The sequence below is a fragment of the Stenotrophomonas humi genome (assembly GCF_001431415.1).
Taxonomy (GTDB): domain Bacteria; phylum Pseudomonadota; class Gammaproteobacteria; order Xanthomonadales; family Xanthomonadaceae; genus Stenotrophomonas; species Stenotrophomonas humi.
On sequence record NZ_LDJI01000020.1, the window covers coordinates 90,382 to 106,407 of the forward strand.

18 protein-coding genes are annotated in these 16,026 nt (G+C 64.9%); 13 read left to right on the forward strand and 5 right to left on the reverse strand.

The features are described from left to right. Positions 1 to 79: 79 nt before the first annotated feature. Complete coding sequence (locus tag ABB26_RS10865) at positions 80 to 862, reverse strand: uroporphyrinogen-III synthase (protein WP_245626196.1); 783 nt, start codon at positions 860 to 862, stop codon at positions 80 to 82. Positions 863 to 905: 43 nt separating this feature from the next. On the opposite strand from ABB26_RS10865, the gene ABB26_RS10870 reads away from it, so the two are divergent. The 5 genes from ABB26_RS10870 (at position 906) to ABB26_RS10890 (ending at position 3,996) form a co-directional block, all read left to right on the forward strand. Continuing rightward, positions 906 to 1,364, forward strand: a complete 459-nt coding sequence (locus ABB26_RS10870; RefSeq protein ID WP_057633990.1) for a YiiD C-terminal domain-containing protein — start codon at positions 906 to 908, stop codon at positions 1,362 to 1,364. Positions 1,365 to 1,390: 26 nt separating this feature from the next. Next, a complete protein-coding gene (locus ABB26_RS10875) occupies positions 1,391 to 1,825 on the forward strand; it encodes a hypothetical protein (protein ID WP_057633992.1) in 435 nt (144 codons plus the stop codon). Positions 1,826 to 1,889: 64 nt separating this feature from the next. Beyond that, positions 1,890 to 2,327 (forward strand): rhodanese-like domain-containing protein, encoded by a 438-nt coding sequence (locus ABB26_RS10880; RefSeq protein ID WP_057633994.1) that lies wholly within the window; start codon positions 1,890 to 1,892, stop codon positions 2,325 to 2,327. Positions 2,328 to 2,429: 102 nt separating this feature from the next. Beyond that, positions 2,430 to 2,948, forward strand: a complete 519-nt coding sequence (gene secB / locus ABB26_RS10885; protein WP_057633996.1) for a protein-export chaperone SecB — start codon at positions 2,430 to 2,432, stop codon at positions 2,946 to 2,948. A 19-nt stretch (positions 2,949 to 2,967) separates the two neighbouring features. Continuing rightward, positions 2,968 to 3,996, forward strand: coding sequence for an NAD(P)H-dependent glycerol-3-phosphate dehydrogenase (locus ABB26_RS10890; RefSeq protein ID WP_057633998.1), 1,029 nt, complete (start codon positions 2,968 to 2,970; stop codon positions 3,994 to 3,996). 187 nt (positions 3,997 to 4,183) lie between these two features. Here the strand turns inward: ABB26_RS10890 and ABB26_RS10895 are convergent, their stop codons facing one another. Then, complete coding sequence (locus ABB26_RS10895; protein ID WP_057634000.1) at positions 4,184 to 4,756, reverse strand: OmpO family porin; 573 nt, start codon at positions 4,754 to 4,756, stop codon at positions 4,184 to 4,186. Between the two features lie 546 nt (positions 4,757 to 5,302). On the opposite strand from ABB26_RS10895, the gene ABB26_RS10900 reads away from it, so the two are divergent. The 8 genes from ABB26_RS10900 (at position 5,303) to ABB26_RS10935 (ending at position 13,284) form a co-directional block, all read left to right on the forward strand. After that, a complete protein-coding gene (locus ABB26_RS10900) occupies positions 5,303 to 5,812 on the forward strand; it encodes an RNA polymerase sigma factor (protein ID WP_057634146.1) in 510 nt (169 codons plus the stop codon). Between the two features lie 123 nt (positions 5,813 to 5,935). Then, positions 5,936 to 6,883, forward strand: a complete 948-nt coding sequence (locus ABB26_RS10905; protein ID WP_057634002.1) for a FecR family protein — start codon at positions 5,936 to 5,938, stop codon at positions 6,881 to 6,883. Between the two features lie 182 nt (positions 6,884 to 7,065). Then, complete coding sequence (locus tag ABB26_RS10910) at positions 7,066 to 10,164, forward strand: TonB-dependent receptor (RefSeq protein WP_152982642.1); 3,099 nt, start codon at positions 7,066 to 7,068, stop codon at positions 10,162 to 10,164. A 71-nt stretch (positions 10,165 to 10,235) separates the two neighbouring features. After that, the gene (locus tag ABB26_RS10915; protein WP_057634006.1) at positions 10,236 to 10,859 is read left to right on the forward strand and encodes a biliverdin-producing heme oxygenase; all 624 of its coding nucleotides are present in this window, start codon (positions 10,236 to 10,238) and stop codon (positions 10,857 to 10,859) included. Between the two features lie 103 nt (positions 10,860 to 10,962). Further along, on the forward strand, positions 10,963 to 11,316 hold the full coding sequence (locus ABB26_RS10920; protein ID WP_211261958.1) for a YbaN family protein: 354 nt from the start codon (positions 10,963 to 10,965) through the stop codon (positions 11,314 to 11,316). Positions 11,317 to 11,409: 93 nt separating this feature from the next. Continuing rightward, positions 11,410 to 12,108: a tonB-system energizer ExbB gene (gene exbB / locus ABB26_RS10925; RefSeq protein ID WP_245626198.1), complete on the forward strand. Its 699-nt coding sequence runs from the start codon at positions 11,410 to 11,412 to the stop codon at positions 12,106 to 12,108. A gap of 7 nt (positions 12,109 to 12,115) precedes the next feature. Continuing rightward, positions 12,116 to 12,538, forward strand: coding sequence for a TonB system transport protein ExbD (gene exbD, locus ABB26_RS10930; protein WP_057634150.1), 423 nt, complete (start codon positions 12,116 to 12,118; stop codon positions 12,536 to 12,538). Further along, complete coding sequence (locus tag ABB26_RS10935) at positions 12,535 to 13,284, forward strand: energy transducer TonB (protein WP_057634009.1); 750 nt, start codon at positions 12,535 to 12,537, stop codon at positions 13,282 to 13,284. Before exbD ends, ABB26_RS10935 begins: the two co-directional genes overlap by 4 nt. A gap of 127 nt (positions 13,285 to 13,411) precedes the next feature. On the opposite strand, the gene ABB26_RS10940 is transcribed toward ABB26_RS10935, so the two are convergent. From ABB26_RS10940 to ABB26_RS10950, 3 genes are read right to left on the reverse strand one after another with little or no spacing between them, the layout of a single operon-like run. After that, the gene (locus ABB26_RS10940; RefSeq protein WP_057634010.1) at positions 13,412 to 14,260 is read right to left on the reverse strand and encodes a hypothetical protein; all 849 of its coding nucleotides are present in this window, start codon (positions 14,258 to 14,260) and stop codon (positions 13,412 to 13,414) included. Next, positions 14,257 to 14,754: a LeuD/DmdB family oxidoreductase small subunit gene (locus ABB26_RS10945; RefSeq protein ID WP_057634012.1), complete on the reverse strand. Its 498-nt coding sequence runs from the start codon at positions 14,752 to 14,754 to the stop codon at positions 14,257 to 14,259. The genes ABB26_RS10940 and ABB26_RS10945 overlap by 4 nt, the downstream gene beginning before the upstream one ends. Further along, positions 14,751 to 16,022: a 3-isopropylmalate dehydratase large subunit gene (locus ABB26_RS10950; RefSeq protein ID WP_211261959.1), complete on the reverse strand. Its 1,272-nt coding sequence runs from the start codon at positions 16,020 to 16,022 to the stop codon at positions 14,751 to 14,753. The genes ABB26_RS10945 and ABB26_RS10950 overlap by 4 nt, the downstream gene beginning before the upstream one ends. Positions 16,023 to 16,026: the final 4 nt, after the last annotated feature.

Sequence of the window (16,026 nt, forward strand, 5' to 3'; positions counted from 1 at the left end):
ATGGGGGTTGTGACGTGGGTCTGCTGACAAAGCATCGCCCGCGCCACCGCTTGCAGGCAAGCCGCGCGCCGTTGCCGGGTCAGCGGGGCGATGGATATACCGCCGCGTGGGCCGCTTCGACCATCTGCGCCGGCAGCGGTCCAGTGGCGGTGCTGACGTGCTGGAAGCCCAGTGCGTACGCCAATGCGGCAAGTCGTGCGCTGGCCACTACCACCGGTGTTCGCTGCCAGCGTTGCAGCAGGGCGGGGGGCAGTTGCGGTAATACGAACTCCAGCGCTTCACCGCTGCTGACCGCCAGTACGGCCGGTTCCGGCAGTGCCTGCAGGCGCGCGATGCTGGCAGCGCTGACCGGCAGCGGTACGCGCTCGTAAACGTCCACACGCAGCAGCTCGGCACCGCGTTCGCAGACCTGCGCGGCGATCATGCCGCGGCCACCGGGTGCGGTGACCAGCGCCACACGCAGGCCCTGCAGCGACTGCATGCAGGGCAACGCCAACAGGCCTTCGCTGTCCATCCGCGCCGGTGCCTGCACGTCGATGACACCATGCCTGCGCAGTACGCGTGCGGTGCCTTCGCCAACGGCAACCACCGTACCTGCGCGTAGGGTTCCGGGCGACAGCATGCGAACGGTGGCTTCGGCGGCGGCGGGACTGGTGAATACCAAGCGATCACACTGCGCCGCTTCGGTCAGGTATTCACGGGTGATGGGGTCGTTGCGCAACGCCAGCCGCCACGGCGAAAGCGCCACGGTGCGTGCACCTGCGCGGCTGGCGGCACTGCGCAGGGTGTCGTGCTGCCCTTGGGGGCGTAGCGAGATCAGATGCCAAACCGTGTCGGCTGGCACATAGGCGCGGCGGTTCATTCGATGCATTATGCGGGCGCTTTCCGTTTCAGTGCTTTCTTCCATGCTCGAACACGTCGATCCTTCCGCCTTGCTTGCGCGACTCCAGGCAACCTTGTCCGCAATGCCACCGGTGGCAGCAATGGATATCCGCATTGCTGGCTATGACAACGGCGTGCTGCGGATGCATGCGCCGCTGCTGGCCAACGTCAATGACAAGGGCAACGCCTTCGGCGGCAGCCTGGCATCGGTGATGACCTTGTCCGGCTGGGCGCTGGTGAGCCTGCGTCTGGCGATGGCGGGCAAGGACGCCGAGGTGTATGTGGCCGACAGCAGCATCCGTTACCGGGCACCGGTCTATGGCGAGCTGATGGCATCGGCGAAGGCCGCGCCGGACCAGGACTGGGAAGGCTTTCTGGCGTTGTTCAGCAAGCGTGGACGCGCCCGGATCAGCATCCGCGCCGAGATCGTGGGCGGGGCGGCTGAACTGGAAGGCCGTTTCGTTGCCATCAGCAAAGGCTAGGATGGGCGCCTGCCCAGGGGGATTCCATGTACAGGTACCTGCTCCAGTCCGTCACTGCCTTGATCCTGCTCGCCGCCGCCGCTGCCGCGCATGCCGGTGATGGCCCCAGCCGCAGCGAGCGCGCCAAGCTCACCGCAACGCAGGACGCCTACGTGGCCGCCGTGCGCTGGAGTGACTTCGAGGGCGCCGAGCGCTTCATCGACCCGGAATACCTGAAGCTGCAGCCGTTCACCGACCTGCAGCGCGAGCGCTACCGGCAGGTGCAGGTGTCCGGCTACCGCGAGCGTTCCAGCAGCGCCGGCGCCGATGGCAGCATCGAGCGGCGTGTGGAAATGAGCGTCATCAACCGCAACACCCAGGCCGAGCGCACCGTGGTGGTGAACGAGCGGTGGCGCTGGGATCCGGACAACAAGCGCTGGTGGCAGGCTGGCGGCCTGCCGGACCTGTGGCAGGGCCACTGAGCCCCCGGCCGCCCTGTCGCCGGCTGTGCGACAATCCCCGCCCGCTTATCGACCCGTGACCTGAGTGAATTACGAAGAGTTGCTGGCCTTCGCCGGCCGAAATCCGATGCTGTCGCTGGCCCTGGTCGGCCTCACCGTGGCCATCATCGCCACCGAGATCGCACGCCTGTTCCGCGGCTACAAATCGCTCAAGCCCGCCGAGCTGACCCATCTGATCAACGCCGGCAACGCCGTGGTGATCGATCTGTCGGCCAGCGGCGAGTTTGAGAAGGGCCACATTGTCGGCAGCCGCAACGTGCAGCTGGCCCAGCTGACCCCCGCGCACAAGCTGCTGGCCTCGGCCAAGCAGTCACCGGTGGTACTGGTGTGCCGTACCGGCAATGCCTCGGCAACCGCTGCCAAGACGCTGAAGAAAGCCGGTTTCGAGCAGGTTTCCGTGCTCGACGGCGGCATTCCGGCCTGGCAGGCGGCCGATCTGCCGCTGGTCAAGGGCCGCGGCTGATAGTTAATTTGCGTTAAGGCCTTGTGCAGGGCGCGCATCGCCCCCATCGCTGGTCTGGTACCAATCCCATTAATTGAACAAACAGTTCTGGAGTCTTGAGAAATGTCCGAAGAGAACACCAACGGCGTAGTCCCGGCTGACGAATCCGCCAACGGCCCGGCTTTCACCATCGAGAAGATCTACGTCAAGGACGTCTCTTTCGAATCCCCGAACTCGCCGGCCATCTTCAACGAGAACGTGCAGCCGGACCTGCAGCTGAACCTGAACCAGAAGGTGCAGCGCCTGTCCGAGACCGCCTTTGAAGTGGTGCTGGGCGTGACCTTGACCTGCAAGGCCGGCGACAAGAATGCCTACGTTGCCGAAGTGCAGCAGGCTGGTGTGTTCGGCCTGATCGGCCTGGAGCCGCAGGCAATCGACGTGCTGCTCGGCACCCAGTGCCCGAACATCCTGTTCCCGTACGTGCGTTCGATGATCAGCGACCTGATCCAGGCCGGCGGCTTCCCGCCGTTCTACCTGCAGCCGATCAACTTCGAAGGCCTGTACGCCGAAACCCTGCGTCAGCGTCAGGCCCAGGGTGAAGGCACCTCGCTGGCCGACTCCGAGCCGGCTGGCAACGCCTGATCGGCGTTAGCGACATCGAATGAGTACGACTGACGCGAACAAGATCGCCGTCCTCGGCGCGGGCTCCTGGGGCACCGCGCTGGCCACCCTGTTGGCCCGGCACGGTCACACGACCGTGCTGTGGGGGCGTGATGCAGCCATGGTCGAGGCGATCGACCAGCGTCATGAGAATCCCCGGTATCTGCCGGGGATTCCCTTGCCCGAATCCCTGCGCGCCAGCACCGACCTGGCTGCCACCGTTGCCGGTGCCAGCTGGATCCTGGTGGTGGTGCCCTCGCATGCCTTTGCCGAAACCGTGCGCGCGCTGGCGCCGCTGCGGCCGGCCGGGGCAGGCGTAGCCTGGGCGACCAAGGGCTTTGAGCCCGGCTCGGGCCGTTTCCTGCATGAAGTGGCGCGTGAAGTGCTGGGGCCCGACGTTCCGTTGGCCGTGGTCACCGGGCCGTCCTTCGCCAAGGAAGTCACCCTGGGCCTGCCCACCGCGATCACCGTTCATGGCGATGACGAGGCGTTCGCCCAGGAAGTGGCCGATGCCATGCATGGCCCGGCGTTCCGCGCCTATACCGGTGACGACATGGTCGGCGCCGAGTTGGGCGGTGCGATGAAGAATGTGCTGGCCGTGGCCACTGGTGTGGCCGATGGCATGCAGCTGGGTCTGAACGCCCGTGCCGGCCTGATCACCCGCGGCCTGAACGAAATGCTGCGCCTGGCCGCGGCCATTGGTGGCAAGCCGGAAACCCTGATGGGCCTGGCCGGATTGGGCGACCTGGTGCTGACCAGTACCGGCGACCTGTCGCGCAACCGTCGCCTGGGTCTGGCGCTGGGCCGGGGGCAGAGCCTGCCCGACGCGGTGAAGGAAATCGGCCAGGTGGTGGAATCGGTGCAGACCGCCGATGAAGTCATGCGCCAGGCCAACCGCCACGGCATCGACCTGCCGATCTCCAAGGCGGTGCAATCGGTACTGCATGGGGACATCAGTCCTTCCGAAGGCCTGCAGCAGTTGCTGGCCCGGGAGCAGAAGCCGGAGTACCCGGACACGCTGTTCAAGTAAGAATCGACGACGTTCAATGAAAAAGCCCGGCGATGCCGGGCTTTTTTGTGTCTTTGCGTGGGGGCGCGGTAACGCGTTTGCTTCCAAAACCCCAAAAAGAAAGAAGCCCGGTCTGGGGGAGACCGGGCTTCCGTGGCGCGTGGGAGAGAGATCACACGCCGTACAACACCACTTGTCTTGCTATCGCTTACCAGGTGAAGCGCGGGCCGACGAACCATTCCTTGTCGCCAGCCTTGGCCAGCTTCACTTCGCCGGTCAGGCCCCAGTTCGCGTTGAACTTGCCGGTCGCGCCGACGCGGCCGTAGAACTCGCCGTCCGGGTTGTAGCCGTTCTTCTTGCTGTAGTCCTCGTAACCGGCCAGGGCATAGGCTTCGAAGTTCGGGGTGAAGGCCGTGCGCACGCCAACTTCAGCGCTGTAGCCGTTGAACTTGGGGCCGTATTCCGGATCGAACTTCTGGTACGCGGCGCGGGCCAGCAGGTCGGTGTTCGGGGCCACGGTGTAGTTGTAGCCCACGCCCAGGCGCCACTGGTCGACATCAACGTTGCCCTTGTCGGTTTCCTGGGCGTTGTATTCACCGAAGATGTGGAAGTTCGGGTGCACAGCCACCGAACCCTTCAGCGCCCAACCATCGGCGTCGCCACCACGGGCGTCGGTATTGGCGTAACCGCCTTCCACATAGTTGTAAGACAGGCCATCGGCAGCCGAGGCAGCGAACGGCAGAGCGGCCAGCAGGCCCAGAGCGATCAGGGAAGTCTTCATATTCGGGATTACCTTTTTTATTGGTTTTGGCCAATGCCGCGTGGAAACGTTTGCGGCTCGACAGGTGTGAATTATCCGTTAGCCAACGGAATCGACCCTGAATATCAAACTGACCAGTACATAAATTAAGGCGTCGCGGGGGGAACTTCTGCGGCGCTCGTCATGCTGGGGTCCAGGGCGCCGGCTGGCCCGAGGTCGGGATCTTTTCGGGAAGGGCGCGCTGAGCTGTGGGCCAGGCGAGCCGGAGCGCCTATGTGTCCATTCATGTGCAGCGCAGCTTTCGCACGCCGGGCACTGCCATGGCTTGCGTGTCCGCGGCGATCGGGTCCAGCCATGAAATGACACCCGGTCCGCCGGCATCGCGGTGAGCCATTGGCCCGGCATGATCGATCCGGGCTTGCAGGCTATGATGTGTCGTCAGCCAGCCTTCCGTGCCAGCCAACGCTTGAACACACGGAGAACGTGTCTGGCCATGCGCGGACGTTGTATTCATTCCACGATTTCCAGGACCGCCGCCACGCGGGTCGCGCGCCTGCGGGTGCGCCGATGAGCGCATCGCATTCACGTCTGATCGAGAGCTTTCTGGCGCTTTATGATGAACTCTCGCGTCACCTGTGGCGGCGCACGGGCAGTCGTGAGCGTGCCGAAGATGTCATGCAGGACACCTATCTGCGGCTTCAGGATTCCGAAGCGCGGCGCGAGGGCGAGGCACAGATCCAGGACCGCCGCGCTTTCATCTACCGGGTAGCCGGCAACCTGGCCATCGACGCGGTGCGTCGTGAACAGCGCAGCCACGGCGATGGCGAGCCGCAGGCTTCGCTGCCGGATTCCGGGCCCGGGCCGGAGCAGCATGCCCTGGGCAACGACCGGATGCGGCGCCTGGATGCGGCGCTGCGCGAGCTGCCGCCGAACTGTCGGCTCGCCTTGCTGATGTTCCGCGTGGATGGCTTGTCACATGCGCAGATTGCAGGCAGGTTGGGTGTTTCCGAAAGCATGGTGGCCAAGTACCTCGGCCAGGCATTGCGGCATTGCCGGCACCGGTTGGGAAACGATTGAACTGATATGCGGCAGGTGCGCTGCAAATCCGGGCCCTGGCGAACGTCTATAGAGGGCAGGTGATCGTTTTCCCGTATTGCGACTCTCCCTTTCCTTGCCGCGCAGCCCAGACGCCACGCCTTCATGCCCGACAGATTCCGGTCCCGCAACACTGCCATCGATGATGAAGCGATCGCTTGGTTGGCGTGCATGGGAGGCAACCCCAGTACTGCCGAGCAGGATGCCTTCGCGCAATGGTGTGCCCGCTCACCGGCGCATGGGCGTGCGTTGCATGAGGCGCAGGTGTTGCTCGAGGCGGTTGGTCACACCGATGCTGCACATGAACACCGACAACTGGTGCAGGTGCTGGCAGTGCCCGCAGCACCAGGCATCAGCCGCCGTGGCCTGTTGCTCGGTGCCGCATCGGCGGCGGCCTTGACCGGGATAGGGGTGCTCGGCATGAGCACCGCGTTGCTTGCCGATGAGCACACCGCAACCGGTGAGCGGCGCGCGCTGGTGTTGCCCGACGGGTCCCGCGCATGGCTCAACACCGCAAGTGCCCTTTCCCTGGATTTCAGCCGGCAACAGCGCCTGCTTGCGTTGAAGGCGGGTGAGATTTTCGTCGATGTGGTCGCTGGCGACCTCTCAGCCATTCGGGTCACCGCGCGGGATGGCCAGCTGAGCACGCGCGCGGCCCGTTTCTCGTTGCGGCAGGAAGGGCGTCGCAGTGTGCTGACGGTGCTGTCGGGCGTCGTCGAGCTCAGCAACGTCGCCGGCGCTTCGACCATCACCGCCGATCAGCGATTGATCTTCAATGGGGATGTGATCGGCCTGGTCGAGGCCGTGGACGCCGCTGCGTTGACTGCCTGGACGCGCGGCAAGCTGATCTTCAACCAGCAGCCGCTGCAGGAAATCGCCCGCGAACTGGAGCGCTATCAGCATGGGCGCGTGCGGGTGGTCGGGGAGCGGTTGCAGCAGTTGCGGCTCAGTGGCGTATTCGCACTGGATGACCTGGATGCCCTGCTGCTTGCGGTGGCCTCGCTGGCTGGAGCGGAGTTGGTAAGGCTGCCGCTGCTGAGTCTGATCCGCTGACGCAGCGGGCCACCACGCGGCCTTCGGCAGCGGTGGGGATTTTCGTGTGGAGATTTTCATGTCGTGATTGGTGATCGGTGCTGCAAGTTTCGCGTCGCCGGTTCGTCTATAGGAATGAGATGCATTTGCACCATGCATTGCCTGCGCACAGCGGGCCTCCCTCCCATAGACCGACAGGAACCATGCGATCCCATTCCCCTCGTGCCTCCGGGCACTGTCTGCTGTCCACCCTGGCCGTCAGCATCGCGCTGGCAGTGTCGATTCCTGCGTTCGCTCAATCCACGAATGGGCAGGTGTCGCCGTCGGCCAGTTTCGATATCCCGCGACAGTCGATGGATACCGCACTGACCCGCCTGGCCGATCAGGCTGGCATCCGCATTCTTTTTGCCTCCGATGACGTGGCTGGTCTGCAGGCGCCTGCGCTCTCCGGCAGCTACACGCCGGAACAGGCACTGAGCGCATTGCTGGCGCAGACCGGGCTGGGTTGGCGCTGGCGCGAGGCGGGCATTGTCGTTGTCAGCCGCGCACCGGTTGCGCAGCAGAGTGCCAATGGCGTGGTCACCGGCGCATTGAATGTCAGCGGTCAGCGCGCTGATTCGGTGAGCGGCGCGCAGCGTGATCGCAGAGGTTCCGACGACGTCTATGACCTGGATCTGTCCAGCGTCTACGCAGGCAGGGAGCAGATCGAGCGCTATAAGGGGGCTGCGCCGGCGGATGTGTTCAAGGGCATGGTCAATGTCTACAGCGGTGACGCACGCAACAGCGGCGCGCTCGACCCGAACATCCGCGGTATCCAGGGGCCGGGGCGGATACCGGTCAGCATCGACGGAACCGAACAGGCCCTGACGGTGTGGCGTGGCTACATGGGCGCCAACAACCGCAACTACATCGATCCCAACCTGATTGGCGGCATCCAGGTCATCAAAGGCCCGCAGCTGCAGCGCAACGTCAACACCTCGGTGGGAGGCGCCGTGGTGATCAACACGCTGGATGTGGACGACATCCTGCGCGAAGGCGAAGGCTTTGGTGGCGAGGTGAAATTCGAGGGAAGCAACAATTCAGTGTCGCCGCGCCTGCCGACCCTGCTCACCGGGCAACGCTGGAGCGAGGTGGCGGGGTGGCCCAGCGCGACCTGGAACTACTACGACCCCAGTCTTTACGTGGCACCGCGCGGCGATGGCAGCAACCATCTGCTCTCCGGCGACGACCAGGCCTACCGCGTCGCGCTGGGTTGGCGCAGCGAGCGCTTCGATGTGCTGGGCGCCTATGCCTATCGCGAGAAGGGCAACCACTTCGCCGGCAAGAAGGATGCTGCCTACTATTCGCATCCGGCAGCAAATGGCTGGGACTACATTCCGTTCCTGGCAAACATCTACAAGCCCGGCGACGAGGTTCCCAACACATCGAGCCAGATGGAATCGTGGTTGGGAAAGATCACCTACCGCATCACCGACAGCCAGGTCATGCAGCTGGGCGTGCGCGACACGCTGTCGCACTACGGTGAAATCATGCCGTCGCGCATCGCCTGGGTGGATGCCTCCACCCACGGTGTGCCGCAGTGGCCGCTGAGCCGCGTCGATGCCAAGGCCTACAACCTCGAATACAAGTGGCAGCCGGAAGGCAGTCGCTGGGTGGATCTGTACGCCAATCTCTGGCAGACCGATACCGTCAGTGATACCTACAGCAGCGGTGGCCGACCGAATGATCCCGGGGCCTACATCGTCCCCAATTATTCGGGCACCGGAGGGAGCACCGTCTTCAGCCAGTACCTGCGGAACACGGCCCTGGCCAACGCCGACAACACCCGCAAGGGCGTGAGTCTCAGCAACAGCATGATGCTGGCCGATGAGCTGAAGCTGATCGTGGGTGGCAGCTACCAGCACGAGTCATTGCGCTCGGATGACAGCTATTGGGATACGCGCATCAACAGCACCATGCGGATGCTGCCGCGTGCCGGTCGTCGGGCGGAGAAGGAACTCAGCCTCAAGCTCGAATGGCAGCCATTGGACCGGCTCACGCTTGCGGGCGGGCTGCGTTACCAGTCCTTCTGGGCGGTGGATGACCTGGTCCGCAAGATGGCGGCGGAGGGCTATACGGACTTCAGCACACGCAGCGAGCCCACCTACTACGGGATGAGCTACTACACCGCCGATCCGAATCTGAGCGCTGCGCAGATCCAGGCCTTCAAGGACGATTACATGGCGCAGGGACTGACCGGTTCAAGGTTGGACGATGCCATGAACTTCTCGGTATACAACGATCCGCACAGTGCTGTGTGGCTCGCCGATGCGAATGGGCGCTACTCGCGCGATACCAACATCTTCCTCAACGGTTCGCTGGATGGCGTGGACTACCGCCAGCCCAGTGCGATACGTGGCTACACACAGCTGTCGCCACGGCCGGAGATGAAGAAGCTGCAAGCGGGCAAGCAACAGTCCGGCAACGGCTGGGCACCGTCGCTCTCAGCCGCGTTCCACATCAATGATGAGGCACGCGTCTACTTCCTCCACAACCAGGCACGCCGCTATCCGAGCCTGTTTGAAAGCACCCTGGGTTTCTCCGCGTCGATCCCTGCCTCGGATCTGAAGCCGGAGCATGTCTACAGTTACGAGCTGGGATACGTGCACGACCTGTCCACATTGTTGGACACCGGCGACAGCGGACATGCGGACGTCAAGCTGGCGTACTACCACCACCGCACGCGCGATGTGATCGAACGCGATCCGAATCTCATGTTCAGCAACCTGGACAAGCAGACCATTCGCGGCATCGAGATGCAGAGCCGTTATGACAACGGCCGATTCTTCGCTGACCTGAGTGCTGCACATACGCTCGAGAACACGGTGTGTGACGAAAGCACCGCGGTGCAGCTCGATCCGGTGAAGGGTCAGGTGAAACGCTGCGTGGACAACGGCTTCGTCGGTGGCTATCTGGTCACCCAGGCGATACCGGACTGGACCGTCAACCTGCTGCTGGGCATGCGCATGCTGGACCGGCGGCTGGAAGTGGGCGCGCGCGGCGTCTACTACAGCGCGTTCGACAACCCGTACAAGGACAACTACGGCACACAGACAATGGTGCCGTACTACGCCAATACGCCGATGCAATGGGGGCGCATCCTCACCTATGACGCCTATGTCGCCTACCGCCCCATCGATGCAGTGACGTTCGAACTGGTGGGCACCAATCTCAGCAATCTCTATTACATCGATCCGCTGACGCGCTCCGCGCTGGCCGCGCCCGGACGCACCTTGAAGCTGAGCATGAACTACCGCTTCTGAGCGGCAGAAATCCGGAGTGATGGTCACCGGGAAGGGAATCCCGAATCTCCGCATCGACAGGAAACAACACCATGAATGAATCCATCGCCTGCGTGGTTCCACCACGCAGTCAGCGCCTCAAGTCCGCCACCCACATCACGCATGAAGCGCTGGACAAGCGGATCATGGCGGCCGACATCTTCGCCACGCGTGATCAATTCGCGGGATTCCTGCGCGTCCAGTACCGCTTCCATCGCGACATCGCGTCGCTGTATGACGACCAGGCTCTGGCTGTGGTGATCCCCGGGCTGGCCGAACGTGCGCGTTTACTGCGTATCGCCAATGACCTGTCCGACCTGGGGCATCGCGTGCCGGACATCCCGCAGGCACCTGCGGCCACCAACCTGTCGCTGCATCGTGCCATGGGTTGGTTGTATGTGGCGGAGGGTTCCAATCTGGGGGGCGCGGTGCTGTTCAAGCTGGCACGCGAGCGCCTGGGCTTGAATCAATTGCTGGGGGCCCGTCATCTGGCAGCACATCCGGAGGAGGCGGCCAGGCACTGGCGGCAGTTCACGGCGGCACTGGATGCCGCGCCGATGAGCGAGGGGCAGGAGCAGGAAGCAATCGAAGGCGCCCGGCACGCCTTTGTCACGGTGCGTGGTTACGTGGAGCAGGAATTGCCGCTGCATGGTGATGTGCGGGTTGCGCGGCAGTGAAGGCACGCGTCGCCGGCGTTGGCGCCAATGGCAACGGCGGCGCGGCCAGCAGGCCACCGTGCCTTCGCTGAGCGCGCCATCTGCCGCGGGCGGAATGGGCAGTGTGCAGCGTGTGCTGCTGCGGATGCTGGCCGTGCTCAGCCTGGGCGTGGCGTTCATCGGTGTGGTGACGCCGGGCCTGCCGACCACGGAGTTCGTGCTGCTGGCGGCGTGGGCCGCTGCGCGCAGTTCACCGGCACTGCATGCCTGGATCATGCGCAACCGCCTGCTGGGTCCGTTGTTGGCGCAATGGCAGAGCGGCAGGTTGCCGCGGCGCGCCAAATGGGCGGCAACTGCATCGATGACGGCTGCCGGCACGTTCGCGGCATTGACCATCCCGCATCGGCTCAGTGTGCTGATCATCGTTGCCTGCATGGCGTGCGTGCTGTTCTGGCTCTGGCGCAAGCCGGAGCCCTGACCCATCCCGAGTATTTTCCTGAAGCCGTCGCGGTACCCCGGCGGCTTCGCGTTTCTCTATCTGACGTTGGATTGATCGATGCAGAACATGGCAATGAAGCTTCCCCCCGACCTGAGCCCCTGGCAGATGTTTCTGCATGCCGACTGGGTGGTGCAGACCATCATGGTCGGGTTGGCACTGGCCTCACTGGTGACCTGGACGGCATTGCTGGCCAAGGGCTGGGAGCTGCGCGGTGCGGCACGCGATCTGCGCAGCGCGCGGGCAGCTCTGCTGCTGTCAGCGCGACTGTCTGACGCGGAGGCTCTGGGAACAGGCGTGGCCCAGGATCTGGTCAGCGAAGCGCAGGACGAACTGCTGCAGTCGACCGGCTTGCCGGACAAATCAGCGATCAAGGAACGGGTCGCATCGCGGCTGGACCGGGTGGAACTGCGCCATGCACGACAACTGCGTGGTGGTACCGGTGTGCTGGCGACCATCGGCGCCACCGCGCCGTTCGTGGGCTTGTTCGGCACGGTGTGGGGCATCATGAACAGCTTCGTCGGCATTGCGCGCTCCAACACCACCAACCTCGCCGTGGTGGCGCCAGGCATCGCGGAAGCCCTGCTGGCGACGGCATTGGGCCTGGTGGCTGCAATTCCTGCGGTGGTGATCTACAACCATTTCGCGCGGCGGTTGCTGGCGTTGCGGGCGGAGCTGGGGGATGTGTCGGCCTGCGTGCAGCAGCTGGTCTCGCGGGATCTGGATCGGCAGCAGGTCGCGCAGCTTGGCCGCGTTCAGCCCGAAGCGCGGTGAGGACAGCATGGCGATCAGGACACGGGACGACGACAGCGAGCTGGAAGAAAGCCATGAGATCAACGTCACGCCCTTCATCGATGTGATGTTGGTGCTGTTGATCATCTTCATGGTGGCTGCACCGTTGGCAACGGTGGATGTGCCGGTGGACCTTCCCGCCAGCACCGCGCAGGCCCAGCCCGAGCCGGAAAAGCCGCTGTACCTGACGGTGGCTGCGGACCTGGTGCTGAGCCTTGACCAGCAGCCGATCAACCGCGATGCGCTGCCGGCGCGGCTGGACGAAGCCACCGCAGGTGACCACGAACGGCGCATCTTTCTGCGCGCGGACCATCGCATCGCCTACGGTGACCTGATGTCGGTGATGAACGCGCTGCGTGACGCGGGCTACCTGAAGGTGGCATTGGTCGCGCAGGAACAGACGGGCCCATGATCGGGCGCGAGGGAGGACAACCTTGGCTGCGCTGGATTGGCTGCTTCATTCTGGTGCTGATGGTGCACGCGGTATTGATCGGCGGTGCGATGTACTGGCGACGCTACCTGCCATTGCCGATCGTCGCGGCGCAGCCGCAGGCAGTGCTGGTTGAGCTGGCGCCGGTAGCCATGGCACCGGATGTACCGCCAAGCGATTCCGCAGCGGGGCCGCGGCAGCAGGAGACGGTGGCGACACCGGCGGCGCCGATGCCACGACCGCAGTCCGAGCCAACGCAGGCACAACGCGCGACACCACCGTTGCCTGCCGCGCCGGCAGCCCTGCCCATGCAGCAGGAGCAGGCAGCGGAACAGGCGTTGGCATCGGATGCCGCGCCGGCATCGGCACCGCCGCAGGTGGATGCTTCAAGATCGGTACGTTACGCCGCGCGGCAGGCGAGCGCCGGCAGCAGTAATGCCGCCTTCGCGGATTGGCAGGCGCAGCTGTTGGGACATCTGGAGCGCTTCAAGCGCTACCCGCGCGCAGCACAGCGTCGTCGATATCAGGGGGTCGTGCAGGTGGGTTACACCGTCGACCGCCAAGGCAATGTGCTTGCGGTGCAGCTTGATCGTGGCAGTGGTCATGCGCCGCTGGACGAGGAAGCGCTTGCGGCGGTACGCCGTGCCAGCCCGCTGCCGCCTCCGCCAGCGGATGTTCCGGGCGACCCGGTGGACGTGACCACACCGGTGCAGTTCTTGATGCGCTGACGCTCGCCAACGCGTGCCGTGAGGTCTGGTCCGCGTGATCTACTTCCGGATGTGTAGCGACCCAACGGCCACGGAAGGCTCTGGTTGGCGGATGAAATGGCGGACGCTGTGCCGCGTGTGGGTGCTGTCAGCCCAGCAACTCGACATGCTCCCCGGCCGGCCCGCGCAGGCCGCGATGGCCGCCGACGGCGGTGACCTGCCAGCCGGCGCCCCGCAGCTCCGCGTCATCGACGCGGGGCAAGCGCAGACACAGGCTGTGCTGCCCTGCGCGCCGCGCCGGCGTCGAGGCCGGCAGTTCCACCTGGTCGATCTCGACCATGCATTGGCCGGGCATCGGTATCACTGCAACCGGATAGCGGCCTTCCAGCGGTTTGCCGTAGGCGCGGTTGAGCACGGTGATCTTGGTATCGAAGGCCCAGCCCTTGGCACCGAGCAGCGTCGACCAGGCGTGCTGTGAGGCCTGGCGATCCGGCGTGGTCATCACCCCGATGAAGGTGGAGGCGACCACGGCATCGCTCATCGGCAGGTCGAACGGCGGCACCGGCGCCTTGATCTGGGTGAGATACAGCAGCTCACCGCAGGGGCCGAGCACCTGGGCGGCGCGGATCGCGTCGCTCAGTTCAAGGTTGGCGGCGGCACCGAGCACGGTGAAGGGGGCGCGCAGGCCGGCGGCCAGTGTGTCGATGTCACCGACCAGCACTTCCAGCGACAACCAGCCGTGGCGGTGCATCGGCTCGCTGATGACCGCGTCGGGATCTTCGATCACCCGCAGCACCGGCTCGCCGAGGGGGTTGGCCAGCCATGCCACCGCTGCACCAGCCAGATCACCCAGATCCAGGAGGGCAGCATCGTCGGCGCCGAGCGTGCCACGTGCGTGTTCGCGCATCGACAGTTGTGCGCTGTAGGCATCGACTACCAGCTGCAGGTCCGGTGCGATCAATGTGGCATGGACGATGCCTTCGCGCGTGAGTCTCATGCGCGGCGCTCAGCAGCGAGCTTGCGTTCCAGCCACGGCATCAGGCCGCCGCCGGCGACGATCGCCATCAGCTCGGTGGGAATCTTTTCGCAGGCAAACTCTCGGCCGGTGCTGTGGTTGATGATGCGGCCTTCGATCGGGCGTACTTCCAGCTCGTCGCCGCGCGAAACCTCCAGCTCGGCGCAGATCAGCGCCGGAACACCCAGGTTGAGCGCATTGCGGTAGAAGATGCGCGCGAATGACCTGGCAACGATGGCTCCGACGCCGAGTTCGGCCAATGCCTGCACCGCCTGTTCGCGCGAGGAACCGATGCCGAAGGATTCGCCGCCGACCACGATGTCGCTGCGTTTCACTTCGCTGGCGAACGCCGGATCCACCGCCTCCAGGCAATGACTGGCCAGCACGCTGAGTGGTTCACGCATGTAGGGACCGGGAGCGAGCACATCGGTGTCGATGCGGTCGCCGAAGACGAAGGCCTTGCCACGGACGTTCATGCACTTTCCCCCAGCAGTTCGCGCGGATCACAGATCTCACCTTTTACCGCAGCGGCGGCCACCGAGTACGGCGAGCCCAGGTAGACCTGCGCGTCGGCCGAACCCATGCGGCCCTTGAAGTTGCGTGCGGTGGTGGAGAGGCAAACTTCGCCGCTGCTGAGCATGCCCGCGCCCATGCCGGCGCAGGCGCCGCAGCCGGACGGCAACAGGATGGCGCCGGCTTCGGTGAGTGCGCTCAGGGTGCCTTCGGCGGCGGCCTGTGCGGTCATCGCCACCGATGCCGGTGCGATCAACAGGCGTGTGCCCTTGGCGATCTTGCGGCCTTTCAGCACTTCTGCAGCCATGCGCAGATCGGTGAGCTTGGCGCCGGTGCAGGCACCGATGTACGCCTGGTCGATATGCACCTTGCCGTGCTCGCTTACCGGGCGGCTGTTGGCCGGGCTGTGCGGTGCGGCGATATGCGGTGCGATCTGCGTGGCGTCATAGCGGTGCAGATGCAGGTAGTTGGCATCGGCGTCGCTGCGCCAATGCGCGAGGTCACCGGCGAATGGCTTGCCGGCCTGTTCCAGGGCGGCAAGCGTGACCGCGTCGGGTTCAACGATGCCGGTCTCGGCACCGAGTTCGGCGGCCATGTTGCACAGGGTCAGGCGCTCATGCATCGGCATGGCCTGCACGCCGCTGCCGCCGTACTCGAACACCTGGCCTTCGTTGCCCATGCCGTGCTGGCCGCACAACATCAGCATCACATCCTTGGCACTGACACCGCGACCGAGCAGGCCATCCAGCTGCACGCGGCTGGTCTGCGGGACACGCAGCCACACTTCGCCGGTGACCAATGCGCCGGTGATGTCGGTGGCACCCATGCCGACCATGAAGGCACCGAACGCACCGCCGCTGGGTGAGTGCGAATCACCGCCGACGCAGAACATGCCGGGCTGCACGTGGCCATGTTCCTGCAGCACCACATGGCAGATGCCGAGCATGTCGTAATGGGTGACGCCGTGTGCCTGCGCCCACTTGCGGGTGAGTGCGAGGATGTCGGCGCTTTCCATGTCCACCGCCGGTACGAAATGGTCCGAGACCACCACCACCTTGTCTGCATCCCACACTTTGGCGCCCAGCTTTTCCAGGCGCGAGGCCACCCGTCGCGGGCCGCCGGAGTCATGCATCATCAGCAGGTCGAGTCTGGCGGTGAGGATTTCACCGGCGCGCACGGCCTCACGCCCACAGGCACGGGCGAGGATCTTCTCGGCAAGCGTTGCGCTCACAGTT

Coding starts and splice junctions, on each gene's coding strand:
- ABB26_RS10900 (WP_057634146.1), top strand. CDS start 5,303: ATGAGCGCATCGCATTCACGTCTGATCGAGAGCTTTCTGGCGCTTTAT.
- ABB26_RS10890 (WP_057633998.1), top strand. CDS start 2,968: ATGAGTACGACTGACGCGAACAAGATCGCCGTCCTCGGCGCGGGCTCC.
- ABB26_RS10865 (WP_245626196.1), bottom strand. CDS start 862: ATGAACCGCCGCGCCTATGTGCCAGCCGACACGGTTTGGCATCTGATC.
- ABB26_RS10870 (WP_057633990.1), top strand. CDS start 906: ATGCTCGAACACGTCGATCCTTCCGCCTTGCTTGCGCGACTCCAGGCA.
- ABB26_RS10895 (WP_057634000.1), bottom strand. CDS start 4,756: ATGAAGACTTCCCTGATCGCTCTGGGCCTGCTGGCCGCTCTGCCGTTC.
- ABB26_RS10935 (WP_057634009.1), top strand. CDS start 12,535: ATGATCGGGCGCGAGGGAGGACAACCTTGGCTGCGCTGGATTGGCTGC.
- ABB26_RS10875 (WP_057633992.1), top strand. CDS start 1,391: ATGTACAGGTACCTGCTCCAGTCCGTCACTGCCTTGATCCTGCTCGCC.
- ABB26_RS10945 (WP_057634012.1), bottom strand. CDS start 14,754: ATGAACGTCCGTGGCAAGGCCTTCGTCTTCGGCGACCGCATCGACACC.
- ABB26_RS10910 (WP_152982642.1), top strand. CDS start 7,066: ATGCGATCCCATTCCCCTCGTGCCTCCGGGCACTGTCTGCTGTCCACC.
- exbB (WP_245626198.1), top strand. CDS start 11,410: ATGAAGCTTCCCCCCGACCTGAGCCCCTGGCAGATGTTTCTGCATGCC.
- ABB26_RS10940 (WP_057634010.1), bottom strand. CDS start 14,260: ATGAGACTCACGCGCGAAGGCATCGTCCATGCCACATTGATCGCACCG.
- secB (WP_057633996.1), top strand. CDS start 2,430: ATGTCCGAAGAGAACACCAACGGCGTAGTCCCGGCTGACGAATCCGCC.
- exbD (WP_057634150.1), top strand. CDS start 12,116: ATGGCGATCAGGACACGGGACGACGACAGCGAGCTGGAAGAAAGCCAT.
- ABB26_RS10905 (WP_057634002.1), top strand. CDS start 5,936: ATGCCCGACAGATTCCGGTCCCGCAACACTGCCATCGATGATGAAGCG.
- ABB26_RS10915 (WP_057634006.1), top strand. CDS start 10,236: ATGAATGAATCCATCGCCTGCGTGGTTCCACCACGCAGTCAGCGCCTC.